Source organism: Streptomyces sp. NBC_01233 (assembly GCF_035989305.1).
Taxonomy (GTDB): Bacteria; Actinomycetota; Actinomycetes; order Streptomycetales; family Streptomycetaceae; genus Streptomyces.
This window is the reverse complement of record NZ_CP108514.1, coordinates 6,309,246-6,326,865: the sequence shown is the minus strand read 5'-3', so window position 1 is coordinate 6,326,865 and position 17,620 is coordinate 6,309,246. Positions and strand designations below refer to the sequence as shown.

Sequence of the window (17,620 nt, the reverse complement as noted above, 5' to 3'; positions counted from 1 at the left end):
TGTTCACTTTAGATTCCGAGAGGCCCGAATCGTGCCTCGGGTGACGTTCAAGCATGTGAAGCATTTTTGCGTACGTCAGAGAGGGTCGACGCCGCGCTGCCATTCGGCTTTCCACTTCCGGCGAAGATCGTCGACGTACTTGTCCAAGACCAGGTCAGCGAAGGGGTTGAGCACGTAGCGGACCCGATCGTTCGACCCGTCAGGGGTATCAGGATCGACGGCGACCAGGGCGAGCCGGTAGTCGGGCTCGGCGTTCTTGGCGTAGCCGACCTCGCTGGTGGTGACGGTGAAGTTGTCAGCGCCCAGCACTCGCCCTTTGACCTCGATGAAGATCAGGTGGCCGTCGGGCTTGAGGGAACGGATGTCGAAGCCCTTATTGGAGTGCGCCATCTCCTCAGGATCCCGGCCGAGCCGACGCTCGGCAGCCAGTACAGCATCGACGGCCCGGCGCTCGGTAACGGTGGTGTCCAGAGCGAAGCTGCCAGGTGTCGGCTGTTCGCCGGCGGCCCCCGGGATGAACCCGGCGGGCAGGACGAGCGCAGCGCTGATGATCTGTGGCGGGTGCACGTTGACCTGGGTTTCGAGGTCGAGTTCGCCTTGGCGGCGTTCGAGCCGGGCCTCCAGTGATCGGGCACGGTCACGTGCGGTGGCCGGCGAGATGCGAACCTTCTTGCCAGCCGCTTGGGCCTCGGCGAGCTTGATCGACTCGCCGTCCCAGTAGTTCATCTGCGCCAGCAGCCGCTGCCGTACAAGTTTGCGTGTGCGCTCGACGGCCGGGACGACACGAGCGGCAACGTCGGCGCGGTGCTCGGGCAGACCGTGCTGGATCGCCCAGTTCTGGGCGATCTTCTCCACGCCTTCGGCTAGCCAGGCCGTGGACAGCTCGGAGTTGACGGCAAGGGCCAGTGCGGTGTGCTGCTCAAGGTTCAGACCTGCCGGCAGGGACAGGTCTAGGTACGGGGCGGCGCCTGCCGGCTGTGCGGTTCCGTCTGGTAGCACGGAGACGTACTCGAACCTCTTGCTGATCGCGGTGCCGCGTCCGTCGGAGAGCTCTTCCAGGAGGGCGAACACGAGCTGGGGGGTGCTGATGGTCCGGTCCAGGAAGGTGGCTCCGCGGGTCAGGGCGTCGCCGTACCTGTTCAGGATCTCGGCGATGATCGCGTCCATCAGCGGATGACCGGGTGCTACGAGCTCGGCGTCCGGTCGGCCGGGTATCACCACGGCCGAGGGTTCGAAGGTGATGCGTGCGTAGCGCGGACTGACAGTACGCCGGCCTTCGCGCAGGGCAGCGGGCACTTGGGTCAGCTCGAACCGGTCCTTCTCCCGTTTCGACGCCCGCCCGCCCAGGGCGCGGAGGGACTCCATGACGAAGGCCTGCACGAAGTGGGGCTGCATGCGCCGGGCGCGGGCCTCGTCCATCTGCCGGCGCAGCTTGGCCAGCTCTTCCAGCCCGATGTCCGGAGTGGCCAGTGCGCGTTCCTTGATCAGCTCCTGAAGCCCGTCGGCGACAGACTTGTCGATGACCTGGTCCAGGTAGGCCCGGACCTCGGGCTGCTCGCCGTAGCGGATGGCTCGCATGAGCAGGTCGCGCAGTGGCTCATCCGCGAAGGCGTTCTCGCCCAGGACGTCGAAGACCTTGCCGCCGTAGGCGCGGCGCTGCTGCTCGATCTTGGTGAGCAGGCGCTGGAAGACCTGCCCCTCTCTGGTCTGGGAAGCCACGAGGTTCCACAGTCGGCAGACCTCGCGCTGGCCGATGCGGTGAATACGCCCGAAACGCTGCTCGATCCGGTTGGGGTTCCAGGGGAGGTCGTAGTTGACCATCAGGTGCGCGGCCTGAAGGTTCAGTCCTTCACCGGCGGCATCGGTGGCGATCAGGACGTGGCAGCGCGGGTCGTTGGTGAACTTGGTGCGGATCTCCCGCCGCGCCTGTCGCGCGGTGCCGCCGTGGATCGTGCGCACGGCATCCGCATCGCCGCCCAGCAGGGTGGTGATGCGGCCTGCGAGGTAGTCGAGGGTGTCGCGGTGCTCGGTGAAGATGATGAGCTTGCGCGGAGTGTGGTGGGCGCCGCTCAGGCCATCCTCGTGAGCTTTGAGGACGAGGGAACGCAACTCCTGCCACTTGCGGTCCTCACCCGAGGCACGCACCTGCTGGGCAATCTCCTCCAGACGCGCCAGGACCGCGAGCTCGGCGTCCAGCTCGGCTGCGGTGCGCGCAGCGGTAGCGGCGTCCAGGACCTCGCTCTCCAACTGCTCCAGCTCGGCGGCTCCCAGCTCGTCGGAGTCGAAGTCGTCCGGGTCGAACGACAGCGTCTCGGACGGGGGAACAAACGGGCCCGACAGCGTCTGCTCACGGTGGGTGCGCAGCCGGGCGATGCGGCGCCGGATCGACTGGTAGATCGCCTCAGGACTGGATGCGAGACGCCGCTGCATGACCGTGAGCGCGAAGCCGACCGTGCGCCGCTTGCCGTCGGCCTGCTCGGCCCTGTTCATCTCCGTGCGTACGTACTCGGTGACCTCTTCGTACAGGAGCATCTCCTGCGGGGAGAGGGTGTACTCGATGGTCTCAGCCACCCGCTCGGGGAAGAGCGGCTTGCCCTCAAAGGTGAGCAGGTCCTCCTTGATCATCCGGCGCATCAGTCCGGTGGTGTCGGTGGAGTGCACGCCCTGGCGGTACTGGCCGTCGTACCGGTCGGGGTCCAGCAGGGCGAGGAAGGTCTGGAAGTTGGCTTCCGACCCAGAGTGCGGCGTCGCGGTCATGAGCAGGAAGTGCCGGGTGATCTTGCCGAGGAGCTGGCCCAGTTCGTAGCGGCGGGTGCGCTTGAGCTCGTTGCCGAACCAGGATGCGCTCATGCGGTGGGCCTCGTCCACGACGATGAGGTCCCATTCCGACTCTGCGAGTGCGGTCTGCCACTCTCCGTTGCGGGCCAGCTGGTCCATGCGCGCGATCAGCATGGGGTTCTGTCGGAACGGGTCGCCGTCGCGGTCGGCCTCCGCGAGGTCGCGCGTCAGGATCGCCATTTCGATTCCGAACTTCTCCGCGAGTTCGGTCTGCCACTGCTCGACCAGCCCGCCAGGGGCGACGATCAGGCAACGCTGCACGTCGCCACGCAGCAGCAACTCCTTGAGGTACAGACCGGCCATGATCGTCTTTCCGGCGCCCGGATCGTCCGCGAGCAGGAAACGCAAGGAGCCGGCCTGGGCCAGCATGGAGCCGTAGACGGCGCGGATCTGGTGGGGCAGCGGATCGATGTCGCTTGTCTCGACAGCCAGCATCGGGTCGGACAGGCCTGCGTGCCGCATACGCAGCGCCTCGGAGGCCAGACGGAACTGCGCGGGGTCGGCGTCGAACGACCAACGCGACTTCGGCGCCTCTGGTTGCAGCGAAGCAATGTCATTAGGGAAGAGCACCTGGTCAGACAAGTGTCCGTGATCATCCCGGAATGTGACTTGCAGGGCGTGACCGATCGGTGTGACAGCCACGATGGTGACCGCCCCTGAGGTCAGCCCGGTCAGGCGGATGCCGGGCTGGACGTCATCGGCGCGCATAGGGTCCTTCTCTATGGCCAGGCGCCGAGCAGCCTCGGCAGCTCAATCGTAACCAGTGACGTGGCTCATACTCCTCTGATCATGACCATCCGATCGTTGAGCAGACGTTGAAACCGAGCTGCATCCCGGCGGCAGCAAGGCGAAGATGGCCAGAGGTCAGTTGGTCATGCTGACACCGTACGGGCATGGTCTGACAACGAGTGGTGGGCAAGGCGTGCGAGGCACAAGCCTCGGTCTCGTTCCTGCACGGCCGGCCAGCGGCTGAGGCTCTCCCAGTAAATCTCGACGGCCTGGTCCGGGCGCTCCAGGAGGACGTCGCAGTTCGCGGCTTCCATTTCGATGTAGGCCACGGAGCAGTACCCGGCCGTGGGGTCAGCGTCATCGCCTCTGGCGGCGGCAGCGAGAGCCTGGCCAATCGCGCGGGGTCTCGGCCGCTTCGCCGAGTCCTGCCTTGCTGTTGACGAGCAGGCGAAGTACGACGGCATGGGCCGGGGGAGAGTTGTGCGGCGTAGCGGAGCGCGGCGCTGGCGAGGCCGGCGCCGCGCCCTGCGTGGCCGGCTCGGTGGAAATGTTGCTGCGTCGCTGGAACAGGTAGGCGATCAGGCTGTGCCGATCGCGAGGACGTGCGCCGAGGCGTCGGTGAAGACGCCGTGCTCGTCCGCGAGGCGGGCCGTCGCGATAGCGTCCGCAAGCAGCGCTCCAGCTGCCTCCTGGTCCGCGAAGCGGCCAGCCGCGACTACGTACGCCCACCCCGGGCCCTCGATTCCATGCACGCTCACACCGCTGAGCCCCGCCTCGCCAGCCTCCTGAGCAAGCTCGGCCGCGGTGTGAAAGTGCACCACCGTGAACCCCCTGCTGCCGTCATAGGAACCGGTACGGACCACCTGCGTGACCTCACCGGCCAGCAGCTCCGGGGACAGGCCCGCGCTGACGGTGTAGTCCTGCATCAAGGAGTAGCGGGAGATCCCCGCGGCTGCCACCAGACCGCCCGGTACTGCGACCCGGCGAGCCTCCCGGAGGGCCCTGAGGCGGTCCGCGCGGTCCGCCAGGTGGTACAGCGGGCCCAAGAGCAGGACCGCGTCGAAGCTGTGGGCCGAGAGGGCCAGGTCGCGGGCGTCTCCGAGCTCGGCCGAACACCGCGGCGCGTGCGCGCGGGCCTGTTCCACGTGCTTCGGCACGGGGTCCAGGAGTAGCACCTCGTAGCCTTCCTCGGTGAGCCAGCGGGCGTGCGTACCCGGGCCGCCACCCACGTCCAGTACCCGGGCCGGCGGCGGAGGTAAGCGTCGGCGCAGCAGCTCCCGGGTTCGCTCGAACTCCAGGCAGCCCGTCGCGGTGGCATGCAGCCTGGACGCCTCGTCGTACTCCGTGTAGAAGTCGCTGATCCGCTCGTCGATGCTTGTCATGCCTTGCGATGGTAGGGCCCGGCTAAAGGTCCTGCATCCCCATATCCGGCTGCTGCGGGGCCGGACCCGGGGCAGAGAATCCGGTGGCACTTGCACACCAGTGCCTAGGACACATCTCAGCGCCAGCGCCAATATCCCGGAGCCGCGGAACATCGCTGCGGCCTATGGTGTGCAGCACCTGGCGCGTACATGCACTGCCGTGTCGTACGAGAAGGAGAGGCTTGCGTGCTGATGACCAACGAGACGCTGCACGACCGGTTTATCGACCTCGCGGAGCTTCCGGAGCGGGGACGAGTGGTCGACTTAGGCTGTGGCAGTGGCCCGGCCTTGGCCGCCTTCGCAAGGCGCTTTCCGCAGGCGCAACTCACGGGCTTCGACCGGTCCGAGCTGGCCCTGGCCACGGCTCGCGAGCGTCTACAGGCTCACGCTGGCACAGTGGAGTTGGGCTCGGTGGATCTACGCGAGCAGCTCCCTCTCGCGGACGGCAGCGTAGACACGGTCATCTCGTCCAACCTTCTCGAGTGCCTACCTGACCCGGCTCAGCTCCTGAACGAGGTGTGGCGGGTGCTACGGCCGGGTGGTCGCGCGGTGCTGTCCCATTCCGACTTCGACTCACTCGTGATCGCCGGTGCTCCCGTCGACCTCGACCGCAAGATCGGCCACGCGTTCGCCGATGACGCGCCCTCATGGATGGACAGCTCGGATGGGAGGATCGGGCGCAAGCTGCCCGGTTTGGTCCAGGCATCACCGCTTGCCCGGACCCATGTAGAGACCGTAGTGACTTCCTCAACCGAATTGTCCGGCCATGCCGCTCGCAGGGTCGGCGATATCCGTGGAGCGTTGCGGTCGACCACCAGTCGAGGACACAGCACACTGGGGTTGGACGAGATCGACGAGTGGTACGCCGCGGTTCAACGGGCCGCAGCAGCTGGGCGCTTCTTCTTCGCCGAGACAGCAGTGCTTGTTGCAGCTCACCGCATCTGATGGGTCACCGGCTGCTCGTCCACGGCGTCCAGGAGAGCGAGCAGGGGACCGTTGTCACTGCGCCGCTCTGCGTCCCACTCAGTCCGCTCCACCCATCAGTACGTCACGAAGACCCGGCGCTCTGGCCCGTCTACGCGGATGCGCCCGCCGCAGGGGATCACGACCTGCGGGTCAGTGTGACCAAGGTCGACGTCAAAGACCGCCACCGCCTGGGGCGCGTACTCCGCCAACGCGCGCAACACCGCCTCCCGTTGTGCCTGGCGGAACTCCGCCTTCTGTCTATCGTGTAGCGTTCGATGGCGGGACCAAGTCTTCGGGCGACCCATCAGCAAAGCGGAAAACCGTTCGAGCAGACCTCGTTCGCCCATGTTGCGCATGATCACATACGCTTCCTCGGCGCTCGGCATCGAGTCTCCAGTTTCCAGGAACAGCACGCTGCCGGAATACACATCGACCGGTCGTACCGCAAGGTCCGCCATCAGCAGCCAAGACACGATCTCCAGGTCGCCTCCCCAGCCGGCTCCTTCGACTGCGCGATCCGCGTTGTGCCAGGTCCAGCCACCTGCGGGCTCCATCTGTGGTTCGACCTCGAAGGTTTTCGGATCCTGCCAGGAGCCGAGGACCTCGCCGTACGCAGGTGCCGGCTGGAGTTCGAATTCGCCGGAGCTGAAGAGCGCTGCCCGCAAGGATTCTGCTGTCATCGGGTGCATCACGCCGGGTCGGCCATACTGAGTCATCACCATGCCGCCGTGAAAGCTGACGATGCCCAGGCTGCACAGGAAGAGCACCAGGTTGGTGTTGTCGCTGTAGCCGAAGAACGGCTTCGGATTGGCGCGGATCAGATCGCGGTCGAGATGGCGCAGCACGGTGATCTGGTCAGAACCGCCGACGCTGGCGATGACTGCCTTGATCTGAGGGTCGGCAAAGGCCGCGTTGATGTCGGCGGCCCGAGCCTGCGCGCTCGCTCCCATTTTGCGGGTGGTGGGATACTCCACGGGCTTGAGCCCGAAGCCCTCCCGGAGTCTTCGCAGTCCAAGCTCGTAGGGCAGCGGCACCTCGCCGGGCAGGCCGCGCGAAGGTGATACGACTGCGACGGCATCGCCAGGCTTGGGCTTCGGGGGATAGATCGGGACTGCCATGCTGCGATGGTAGTAAGTCAACTGCTGGATCGCTGGGATGTGGCCACTGGGCATGGCTCTCCGGGCTGCGGCAATGTCGAGGGTCTTGACCAGGCTTGGAACGAAGTAAGAACTTCGTGTAGTCAGCCTTGGACTCGATGGGCGTCGAGGAGAATCGCGCCCATGAAGGCCCTCCCAAGTCACCCTGATGACCCATCCGAATCCATCGGTCAACGGCGAGAGGCCGCCGCGGGCGACTGCAAGGCGTCAGCCCGGCAGTCGCCCGCGTCCAGGTCCCCGGTCAGCGCCCGAGAAGCTTGCCCACCTGCGCCACGACGTCGCTGGTCGGCACCTCGATCTGCTCGCGGGTGGCCAGGTTGCGAACCGCCACGAGCCCCCGCTCCCACTCGCTCGGAGCGATGACGACTGCAACCTGGGCCCCGGCCTGGTCGGCGCGAACCAGCTCCTTGCTCAGCTTGCGATGCTCCAGCGGCGAAGACGTCCGGATGCCGGCCAGCCGCAAGTCGCGGGCGACGGCTCGGCAATCAGACAACAGCTCCGCACCGACAGGGATCACCACGGCGTCCACCTCGGCGCGGGGCTCCGGCAGCAGCCCGTGTCCCTCCATGAAGTCGTGGAGGGTGACGTCGCCCATGCCGAATCCGATGCCTGGAATCTGCTGGTTCGTGAAGAGCCCGGCCAGGTCCTCGTACCGGCCGCCGCCGAAGAGCGATCGGCTGTTTTGTGGGTGCTGGTCGAAGACCTCGAAAACGGTCCCGGTGTAGTACTGCAGCCCGCGCACGATGAACGGGTCGAAGGTGACCAGGTCGCGGGAGTCTCCCGCCAGGATCTGCGCCAGCATGGACCGGCTGCGTGCCTCCTCGGAGACATAGTCCAAGACGCCAGCTCCGCTGCTCAGCACCTCTTCGAGGAGGTCAAACCGCGTCTCGTCGATCCCAAGGCCCTCGGCGTCAGTGACCAGCTGCTCACGGGGGTACTTCGCCCATCGGTCGATCAGCGACGAAGCCTCCTGCAGCTTGTCGGCAGGAATCTTGACGACGTCGAGGAGGATGCTTTCCAGCAGAACGCGGTCGCCAGCCCGGAGCACCCACATGTCCCTGGTGGCGCCGATCGCGGCCATCATGTCGTGGATCAGTTCGAAGATCTCGATCTCGCAGCTAACGCTGTCGGACCCGAAGATGTCCACGTTGATCTGGAGGTGCTCGCGCAGGCGGCCGCGCTGTGGGCGTTCGTAGCGGTGACAGATGACGTGGCTGTACCAGCGTACAGGCAACTGAAGTTGACCGGCATTGCCAGCGATCATGCGCGCCACGGATGGGGTCATCTCCGGCCGCAGTGCGAGACGGCGACCGCCGCGGTCAGTGAGGGAGTAGAGCTGCTGGTTGGCAATCTCCTGGCCGGACTTCGCCTCGTAGATCTCCGCCGACTCCAGGATGGGGCCGTCATAGCGGGCGAATCCATAGCGTTCGATCGCTTCGTAGAGTTGATGGAAGACCTGCTGCCGAACGGACATCTCCGAGGGGAGGAAGTCCCTCGTGCCGCGATACGGGGTTGTCGGCAGCAATCGTCCCACCGGAAATGCCTTTCCAAGAGAAGCGAGTCAAAGCCCGTCGAAGAAGCGGACGGATCGTCAGCCTACCAGCGGCGCCGTTACGTTGGGTTGGCGCCTGAATCGGTCAAGCGAACCCTCGCGCGCGGCCTCTCAGAGTCGGGTTCGTCTCTGAGAGGCCGCAAGCGAGAGGGTCTCAGGCGCTCTACTCGGGTCCGTCCAGCCCGCGCGGTGCCAGGTCGTAGAACGCGAAACGCGGGCCGGCGTTGCGGCGCGAGTAGACCGCACGGCACGCGAGGTCGGATCGCGGGAAGAGCTCGAGCCAACCGGTACGCCTACGCGGGAAGCCCTGGAGCGTCAGGATGTGCACCAGGTCCAGATCGGAGTCGTTGTCCTGCCGGTCGTAGTACAGCTCAGGTTCCCCAAGAATGATCGATTTGAGTCCTCGGCTCCATGCGGTGGCGAACCCGTTCAAGATTTCAATGACCGCGTCCTCCCCTTGCCGAAAGTGCTCGTGCAAGACGCCAGCTGCGAAGAGCGCGTCGGCCCGGGCGCAGGCATCTGGCCACGTCGCGGAATCGAAGGCGTCGGCGACGTGGAACGACACGCGCTCGGCCACGCCCGCCTCCACGGCCCGCTTGGAGGCTTCCGCGATGGCCCCTTCCGAGATGTCCAGCCCGATTCCGCTGAACTCCGGGTCCCGCCGGGCGGCCTCGATGAGGAATCCGCCCGCTCCGCACCCCAGGTCCAGGGCACAGGTTGCACTACGTCGGGCAAACGCTTCGAGCACCACATCGATGTGGTACAGGTCGAACAGGGTGTTGCAGCTGCGTCCCAGCGCTGCGCCGTCGCGCTGGATGTCACGGCCGTAGTGGGCGGTTCCTGTCAGAAGGTCTTCGATGCGCTGCGTCACCGGACCGTACGCCTCGATGTAGAAGCTCAGCTGCGCGAGAGAGGTGTCACTCAACAGCGCGGTGCCGGCCTCGGTGGGTGCGTATCCACCGTCGATGCTCCGGGTGTATCCGGCGGTGGAGAGCCAGCCGAGCAGCTTCTCGCCGAAGTAGGGGTCGAGGGGGCCGAGCAGGTCTCCGAGGTCTGTGTGGCCTTCTCGCAGCCGCTGGAGCACCCCGGTGCGCATGAGCGCTGCGAGGACGACGGCCTTGTGGTAGCCGTCCAGTATCTGGGGCATGTCGGAGAGCCGGTAGGCGCTCCATGCTTGTTCGGTGACCTGGTCTTGGAGTTCGACACTGCGATGGTCGTAGCGGGTGGTCACGATGCTCCTTGTGTGTCGGCTGAGTTAGGGACTGCAGGGGGTGAGCCAGTCGTCATAGGCGGGGTCAAGGCCCTGGACGACCGCGCGATAGCGGCTGGCGAGCTCGTCTGCGACCGGGCTGGTGCCGTTCCCGATGGTCTTGTGCTCGACAGAGCGCACGGGGCGGATCTCTGCGCCTGTCCCCGTTAGGAACAGCTCGTCGGCGCTGAGTACCTCGTCCAGTTGGAGCGACCGCTCGGTCACCCGCAGGCCGGACGCGGTGGCCAAGGTGAAGACGCTCGACCGGGTGATGCCTGGCAGGGCGCCTTGTGGCAGTCCCGGGCTGATCAGCTCGTCCCCGGTGCGGATGAAGAGGTTGGCTCCGGTTGACTCCACGACGTGGCCGGCCTCGTCCAGTAGCAGGGCGTCGTCGTAGCCCCGCTGGACCGCGTCGGCCTTCGCGAGCATGAGCGGGCCGTAGCTTCCGTTGGCTTTCGCGCCGGGTGGCAGGACTGTCGGGCCGGGTCTGTGCCACGGGCTGATCGCGAGATGCAGGTCGCCCGGTTTCAGGAGGCCGGCCCAGGGGGTGACCAGGATTACCACCTGGGCGGCGCCGACCGTCGGGTCGTTCCCGATGCCTCCCGTGTATAGGTGGATGACCGGGCGTACGTAGCAGGCGTCATGCCCGTTGGCGCGTACGGTGTCCACGACCGCGCTCCGCAGGTCCTCCTCGGTCCACGAGATGGCATCCAGCGGAGGGTAGAGGCGGGCCGAGGCGAATAGGCGGCTGACGTGCTCGGCAAGTCGGAAAGCGCTTGGGCCACGGGGTGTCGGGTAGACCCGGATGCCTTCGAACACGCCGTAGCCGTAGTGGAAGCTGGGCGACCACGCTTCGGGGCGAGCAGCGGCTTCATCCAGGAGCGTTCCGTCAACCCAGGCCACGGCACCCTGTCGGCCCGTCATGAGAGCGTCCGGGGGTGCCGCAGGACCCATTCGCTGAGCTTCGCTCGGTCGATCTTCCCCGTGGATCCAACGGGCAGGCTCTCCCGGATATACAAAACATCAGGGACTTTGTAGCGCTCGACCCGCTGGGACATCCACCGAAGCAGTTCCTCCGGGATGGGCTCGTGCCCTGGTGCCGGGGCGACTACGGCGTAAAGTCGCTCCCCCAGCGACGGGTCCGGGACGCCGCAGGAAAAGGCATCGACCACCTGCGGGTGTTGCTCCAGGACGGCCTCCACCTCGGCGGGAGCAATCTTGTTCGCCCCCTTGACGACCACGGCCGTGCCGCGACCCTGGACCGTGATGCGGCCCCCTTCCCGGACTTCTACCTGATCCCCTGTCCGGAAGAAACCGTCCTCCACCGAGGCGCTGGTCAGCTCCGGTTGCCCGAGGTAGCCGCGCAGCACGCCAGCGCTGCTCACCGCGAGAACGCCGCTGTCGCCGACAGCAGCAGCCCGACCCGGAGCATCCACGTACCAGCGCACTCCCGTCAGGGCCCGGCCCACGGTGTCGGGGTGCGCGTCGTAATCGGCCGCGGGCAAGATGAAGTCGGGGGCACTGGTCTCGGTCAGTCCGTAGATGACGGAGAGACCGCTGTGTGGGAGCAGTGTGCGGTAGCGACCACCAGTTTGAGGGGGGAGTAGTTCGCCGCCTACGACCACCTGCTGAGGCGAGCGTGTCCGCACCAGCGGGTCGCGCACTCCCTCGTCTTCCAGCAGCGGCAGGATCTGCCGGAGCATGGTAGGGACCACCGCGACACGCGAGACCGGTTCTTCCGCCAGCGCTTCGCAGAGTCCCTTGGGGGTGAACTTGCCCAGCAACCGGACTGAGCCACCCGTGCCCAGGGTCAGCAGGATGTCCCACTGGCAGAAGAGAAAGCTCGTCCGGAGGACAGCGAGCGCGTGGTCGCCCGGCTGATAGTCCAATGCCTCTTGCACCATGGCCAGTTTGGCCAAAATGCCGGTGTGGTCGAGGACAACGCCCTTGGGGATTCCGGTGGAACCGGAGGTGAAAATGACAAGTGCGGCCCCGGAGAGCAGCGGGTCCCGCTCTCCGTCCTGCGCGGGCAACACGCGAAGCCCGCCGGGCAGGGCTTCCCCCAACTCCACCAGATCGGGGCGGGTCTGCTCGATGTCGCCCAGACTCACCGCCGCGGCCCTGGTACGGTCCGCCGCGCTGATGACGACCGGAGCCGGCACCGAGGCGTCGAGAGGGACCGCGCAGCGTCCGGACCTCCAGATGGCGAAGAGACGCACCAGGCTGTCAACGCTGTTGTCCATGAGGACGAGCACCGGGCCATCGTCGCCTCCGGCGCTTTTGTGGATCAGCTGGGCCGCCTCTTCAACGGCAGCGTGAAGTTGGCCGTACGACAGGCGCCCCTGGCTGTCCGAGAGCGCGAGACGGTCGGTGTACTTGTCACAGCTGAGCGCCAGATAGTCGCTCAGGTCCTGAGCGCCGGTCGCCGGCGCCGTATGGGACGTCATGCCTGCTCTCCGGAGGTAGTGGGGGTGGTGGCCTGTTGGAGCCGGTGGAAGGCCAGCGGTGTGATGCTGGTGAAGGTTCGGGTGTCGCCGCAGGGCATCGTCCGGCGGCGTAGGTAGTCCCTGAGGTCTTCGACCAATTCGTCGGTCGGGCCCAGGAGCAGTCCGCGCCGCAGGACGAAGACTGGGGGGCCGTCCGCTGAGGTCTGCGGTTCCCCGTCGAGGGCCACCACGATGCGGTCTTCGGCGGCGCGGTCGCTGGACGTGGCCACCGCCGCGTCCTGCCACAGTTCGACCACCCTGGTGCACCCGGACAGGGTGACACTCCATCTTTCGTCAGAGGAGTCGGTGATCGCGCCCTTCCAGACGAGTTCCCGTTGCCAAGCGGCCAGGGCTTGGCGGACCTCGTACATGGCCTGGTCATCCGTGAGCGGTGGCTGCTCGAAGGTAGCCTTCTCGCGGGCGGGCACGCCTGCCAGGAGTCGGCGGGGCGGGAAGCTCTTGGCGACGACGGCCCCGGCGGCGACTATGCAGCTGTCGCCGATGTCCGCGCCAGGCATGATGGAGCAGTGGTAGCCGAGCCACACCTTGTCCCCGATGCGCACGCCTTCGTAGGCGGTGCTGTAACCGTCGAGGACACTGTGGGCGAAGTGGTAGCCGTGGGTCCAGATGCTGACGTACTGCCCCGAGCCGACGTCCGAGCCGATGTCGATCAGGCAGTTGGCGTTGAGAAGGTTGTGGGGGCCGATGGTGACTCGATCGCCGATGCGTACGGTGGCCGTGGATTCGAGGGTGCCTCCACCTCCCACTGTGCTGTGCGGGCCGACGTAGAGGAGTCGGCCGGCGCCGAAAGAGCGGGCGACGATATCAACGCCGTTGCAGACGCGTGCGGCCGGACCGGTGCTGAAGCTGTCGGCGCAGAGGACCTTCACGCCAGCGGCGATCTCGCTGTTCTCGCCAATGCTGAGGTGGGCGGCGCGCAAGTCGGCTCCCGCGCCGACGTGGACGTTGCGGCCCAGGTGAATGCGGTCGCCCACAAGCTGGACTCCGTCGTCGAGCCGTACGCCGGGGCCGATCGTGAGCTCGTGGGCGTGGATGACCACGTCTTGTCCCACTACGCAGTCTGCGGGCGGGTGTGCGCGGGGGATGACGGAGTCGATGAGCAGGGACACGTGAACCTCCGTAGAGTCAGTCAGCGGGGCAGCTGTGTCAGCAGGTCACAAACACGCTGGACGTCGGCGTCAGACATGGCGGGATAGAGCGGCAGCGAGAGAGTTCGGGCCACGGCGGCTTCGGCTGCGGGGAAGTAGTGGGAGTCGAAGCCGAGTTCTCGGTGCAGCAGTTCATGGCGCTGTGTCAGTCGACTGGCGTCGACCTCATGTAGGTGGAAGAAGTCGAGGAGGCGCTCACGTTCCTTCTCGTCTGCGCACCGCAGGACGAACCGGTAGACGAGTCGGCCCGGGTCGGGCAGGCCCGTCGGTGCAAGTGCGTCGGGGCAGGCCGCGAGGTACTGGTTGGTAATCCAGGCCCGGCGTTCCCGGACCTGGGCGAGCCGAGAGAGCTGCGATCGGGCCAGCGCCGCGTGCAGGTCGGACAGGGTGAGGGTCATCCGGGGCCATCGGCTGCTGCGAAAGCTCGCCTGGGTGTAGGCGGTGATCCGTTCCGCGATCTGAGGGTCCGCGCTCCAGCACAGCCCCCCGGTCGCCCCCGTGAAGACCTTCGTGGCATAGAGCGAGGACACCGCGACCCGCCCGAAGGTCCCGTGCCGGCCGTAGGGACCCTCGCTGCCGAACGAGTGGCAGCAGTCCTCGACGATGTTGGGGCAGATCTTGGCCAGCTCAGGCAAGGCCGCGGTCGCGCCATAGGTGTGCACCACGAACGCGGCGTATGGCTGTCCGATGCGCTCGGCAGCGTCCCGCAACGCCTCTGGAGACATAGTCAGTTCGTCTGGCTCGACATCCACAACGAGCGGGCGGCAGCCGGCCAGACGTACGGCGTCGAGCAAGGCCACGCAGGAATAGGTGGGTACGGCGATGAGAGCTCCGGCTGGCGCGTCCAGGCCAACGAGAGCGAGGAACAGGGCGAGTGTGCCCGAGGTCGTGGCGACGGTCCGACCCGAGCCGAAATACGAGGCCAGGTCCTCCTCCAGGCGATGGCGTTCAGGGCCCGGCGCAATCCAGCCAGACTGGAGCACCCGGTCCACGGCGGCCCGGTCATTAGCGGTGACCAAGGGCGCGTTGTGATCGATCCACGTCACTGCTCGCTCCTCGGGGACAGGCGCTCAGCCGGCTCGCGCAACCAGTCAAGGAGGCGCCGGTCCGGATGGCCGTGCCCCGCGCCGTGTTCCAGGACGACTACTGACGGACGGCAGGCCCGCAGGACATGGGCGACCACGTCGTAGGGCACCTGCGGTTGCGTGCCACCGCCCGGGGCCGGGTACGGCCGATGCCCAGGGCCCGAGCGATCGTTGTCGTACAGGTGCACAGACCTGATGCGCGAGCCGAGCACGTCCGCGAAGGATTGCACCGCCGCCGGGCCACCCAACTGGTGTGCGTGGCCGATGTCCAAGCACATGCCCAAGGTAGGCCATTCCTTGAGAAACAGCGCGTACTGCTCGGCTCTCGCGCAATGGGGGTTGTGCGTCATGTTCTCGATCAGGACCGGCACCTGGAAGGCCCGACTGAGCCGGGCGGCCTCCGAGAGGAAGGCGCCAGCCAAGTCTTCGAACCCCTCAGCCGGATAAGGCGGATAGGGCGTGGGGAAATGCGCCACGACGTGCTGCGCCCCTAGGTCCGCCGCACACCTAACTGTGGCCTCAAGAGCCTCAACCGCAGCCGCAGCCTCCCGTGCATCAGGCCCCGTTGGGCAGTAGCGAGACATCAGTTGCGGGTGGGGAGTCGGGGTGTGCAGCGCTGGCGTGATGCCGTGATCGGCGCAGAACTTCCTGATGCGGGCCAGTGCCTCTACTGGGTAGGTGTAGAACTCCACGAGGTCCGGCTCGTAGGCCAGCAGCGCCTCCAGGTCCGACTTGACCTTCAATACGCTGGTCGAAACGCCGAGCATCATGCCCCCTCTCCAAGGTCGCACCGAGCAATCTCGAGCACGGCATGTTGATGAATTAGCTGGCTCCCGTTGACCAGCCGCTGCTGTCCATCAACCTCGGCGGACCACGAGTGCAGCGGGTCCTCGGACCAGCGCGGCACCGTTCGGGACGGCGCCATCGCGGTCCAGCGCCACCACAGTCCCCGCTCTCGCAGGCCCGTTTCGATGGTCCGCCGCGACCACAGCGTCCAGCCGCTCTGCCACTCCCCCGGGGTGCCAGGGCCCGAGCGGCGCACCCGCACCAGAGTGTCCACGTCCTCGGGGTTGAACAGCCCGAAGACCACCAGTCGGACCTGCGGGGTCCCCGCGCTCAGTGCTCCGTCCAGCCAGGCGAGCGGCTCGTCGAAGATCGAGTGGATGCCGAGCAGGGTGACGATGTCCTGATCCCTCGGCAGCGCCGTCGGGTCGAGGACGTCGCCGACATGCAGGTCAACGCCCGGTAGCAGCCCGCGAGCGTACTCCACCACCTGCGGCAACACATCGACGCCCGTGCACCTAAGTTGTGGCCATCGCGCGCGGAGCTGCTGTAGGAATCCGCCGAGAGAGCAGCCGATGTCCAGCAGCGACGCGGAAGGGTTCGCATCCAGGTGGGGGGCGAGCAGGTCGGTGACCGCTGTGAAGTGCGGTTTGTCGAGGGCCCTGTCGGGCTCGCTGAGGCAGTTGAGGTCGATGCTTCGGCCGCCGAAGGGCAGCTCAGGTCGAGCCATGCTGCTCCCCCCGCAAGACGTCTTCGAAAGCCGTCAAATAGGAACTCAGCGCCACAGCGTCTGGCGTCTCGGCTTCCTCGAGTGCTTCCTTGAGTCCGGCGCACCGGTCAGCGAAGAACGGCGGCTTGACGCCCGCGAGCTTCGTACGGCGGCAGGTCACCTTCACCCAGGTGGACTGGAAGAGCGCGGCTCCGGTGAGGTCCGCACCCGTAAGGTCCGACTGACTGAACCGACTGTATGCCGCGTTGACCTCACGCAGGTCCGCGCTGCTGAGGTCGGCCGCGATGTATGCCTGGACGAGGATCGCGCCGGCGAGCGAGGCTTCGGCCAGACACATGCCGCGCGGCGGGTCACCAGTGATCATCGCTCGGTAGAGGTTGCTCTGCGACAGATCCGCACCGCGCATATCCACGTCACGGAATACGGCGCAGCGGCCGGTGAATCCACGCATCCGAGTATGCCGAAGTTGCGACTCGACGACGTGCAGGTTCTCGGCCTGGACGTTCACCAGGTCAGCGTCGGACAGGCATGTCCTGTGCACGGAGGCGGCCACGAGACTGGCCGAGGAGAGCTTGGCGCCTGCCAGGTCGCTGTCACGCAGCCTGAGCCCGTGAAGGGCGGCGGCGCTCAGGTCGATGCTGGGCAGGCAGCAGTGCCCGATGTCTGCGTCGGGCGCATGAAGGTCCCGCGCGACGACGCTGTGGCCGCGCAGACCGTCAAGGCGCAGGCTCGGCAGCCTCGCTCCGCTGAGGTCGAGGCCGTCGCAGTTCGTGGCGCGCTGGATGACGACACCGGTCCCGGTCATTCCGCTCAGCCGGGCCCCGGCCATATCGCTTTTGGTCACGGTTAGCTGATCGGCGACCGCGTTCCCGAAGTCTGTCTCGCGCAGGACGGATTCGTTGAAGGTCGCGCCTTGCAGGCTGGCGGCCTTGAGATCGGCTCCTTCCAGATCGCACTGATAGAAGGTGGTGCCGGCCAGCTGGCCGGCAGGCATGGCGGTGCCGCGCATGGAGCAGCCATGAAAGAGGCTGCCTGTGGCGTCTCGCAGATTGCTGAGGTCGGCATTGTCGAAGATGGACGTCTGCGCGGCGAGGGCGTGGACGTAGGCGTCGCGCATGCTGGCGCCGGTCAGGTCTGTGCGTTCCATTCCGGGGCAGATCATGGTGACCCGGTCCAAGAAGGCCCCGCGCAACGAGGTGCTGTGGAGGGTCGCGCGGTTGAGGACGGCACCGGTCAGGTCGGCGTCCGCGAGGTCCAGGTTGGAGAGATTCGCCTCGGCGAGCTGCAGCCCGCGCCCGGTGTTGTGTAGAAGATCCGCGGTCAGCGCCGCGATGTCTTTGAGAACTGGTTCGCGCTCTTCGGCAGCATCCAGTGTGTTCAGGAGCTTCACGTGCGTGGCGTTGGCCATCAGATTTCCCCTCTGCCATTGCGGGCGGTCGAGTTGGTCCACTGTCT

13 protein-coding genes are annotated in these 17,620 nt (G+C 66.7%); 1 reads left to right on the top strand and 12 read right to left on the bottom strand.

Going from position 1 to position 17,620, the window contains the following annotated elements:
* Window positions 1-75 precede the first annotated feature (75 nt).
* Window positions 76-3,420 (bottom strand): helicase-related protein, encoded by a 3,345-nt coding sequence (locus OG332_RS30325; RefSeq protein WP_327416447.1) that lies wholly within the window; start codon window positions 3,418-3,420, stop codon window positions 76-78.
* Between the two features lie 725 nt (window positions 3,421-4,145).
* Window positions 4,146-4,949, bottom strand: coding sequence for a class I SAM-dependent methyltransferase (locus OG332_RS30320; RefSeq protein ID WP_327416446.1), 804 nt, complete (start codon window positions 4,947-4,949; stop codon window positions 4,146-4,148).
* Window positions 4,950-5,180: 231 nt separating this feature from the next.
* Here OG332_RS30320 and OG332_RS30315 point away from each other — a divergent pair, with 231 nt between their 5' ends.
* Entirely contained in the window at window positions 5,181-5,933 is a 753-nt protein-coding gene (locus OG332_RS30315; protein ID WP_327419421.1) for a methyltransferase domain-containing protein, read from the top strand.
* Between the two features lie 95 nt (window positions 5,934-6,028).
* Here OG332_RS30315 and OG332_RS30310 read toward each other — a convergent pair whose 3' ends face one another.
* The 10 genes from OG332_RS30310 to OG332_RS30265 form a co-directional block, all read right to left on the bottom strand.
* On the bottom strand, window positions 6,029-7,072 hold the full coding sequence (locus OG332_RS30310; protein WP_327416445.1) for a S66 peptidase family protein: 1,044 nt from the start codon (window positions 7,070-7,072) through the stop codon (window positions 6,029-6,031).
* A 280-nt stretch (window positions 7,073-7,352) separates the two neighbouring features.
* A complete protein-coding gene (gene hisS, locus OG332_RS30305) occupies window positions 7,353-8,645 on the bottom strand; it encodes a histidine--tRNA ligase (RefSeq protein ID WP_327416444.1) in 1,293 nt (430 codons plus the stop codon).
* 181 nt (window positions 8,646-8,826) lie between these two features.
* Window positions 8,827-9,894 (bottom strand): class I SAM-dependent methyltransferase, encoded by a 1,068-nt coding sequence (locus OG332_RS30300; RefSeq protein WP_327416443.1) that lies wholly within the window; start codon window positions 9,892-9,894, stop codon window positions 8,827-8,829.
* A gap of 24 nt (window positions 9,895-9,918) precedes the next feature.
* Window positions 9,919-10,836, bottom strand: a complete 918-nt coding sequence (locus OG332_RS30295) for an aminotransferase class IV (protein WP_327416442.1) — start codon at window positions 10,834-10,836, stop codon at window positions 9,919-9,921.
* Window positions 10,833-12,359: a class I adenylate-forming enzyme family protein gene (locus OG332_RS30290; protein ID WP_327416441.1), complete on the bottom strand. Its 1,527-nt coding sequence runs from the start codon at window positions 12,357-12,359 to the stop codon at window positions 10,833-10,835. Before OG332_RS30290 ends, OG332_RS30295 begins: the two co-directional genes overlap by 4 nt.
* On the bottom strand, window positions 12,356-13,528 hold the full coding sequence (locus tag OG332_RS30285; RefSeq protein ID WP_327416440.1) for a DapH/DapD/GlmU-related protein: 1,173 nt from the start codon (window positions 13,526-13,528) through the stop codon (window positions 12,356-12,358). The genes OG332_RS30290 and OG332_RS30285 overlap by 4 nt, the downstream gene beginning before the upstream one ends.
* 20 nt (window positions 13,529-13,548) lie before the next feature.
* Window positions 13,549-14,613: a DegT/DnrJ/EryC1/StrS family aminotransferase gene (locus OG332_RS30280; RefSeq protein ID WP_327416439.1), complete on the bottom strand. Its 1,065-nt coding sequence runs from the start codon at window positions 14,611-14,613 to the stop codon at window positions 13,549-13,551.
* Entirely contained in the window at window positions 14,610-15,422 is an 813-nt protein-coding gene (locus tag OG332_RS30275) for a sugar phosphate isomerase/epimerase family protein (RefSeq protein WP_327416438.1), read from the bottom strand. The genes OG332_RS30280 and OG332_RS30275 overlap by 4 nt, the downstream gene beginning before the upstream one ends.
* A complete protein-coding gene (locus tag OG332_RS30270; RefSeq protein WP_327416437.1) occupies window positions 15,419-16,165 on the bottom strand; it encodes a class I SAM-dependent methyltransferase in 747 nt (248 codons plus the stop codon). The genes OG332_RS30275 and OG332_RS30270 overlap by 4 nt, the downstream gene beginning before the upstream one ends.
* Complete coding sequence (locus OG332_RS30265) at window positions 16,152-17,573, bottom strand: pentapeptide repeat-containing protein (protein ID WP_327416436.1); 1,422 nt, start codon at window positions 17,571-17,573, stop codon at window positions 16,152-16,154. Before OG332_RS30265 ends, OG332_RS30270 begins: the two co-directional genes overlap by 14 nt.
* Between the last annotated feature and the right edge of the window lie 47 nt (window positions 17,574-17,620).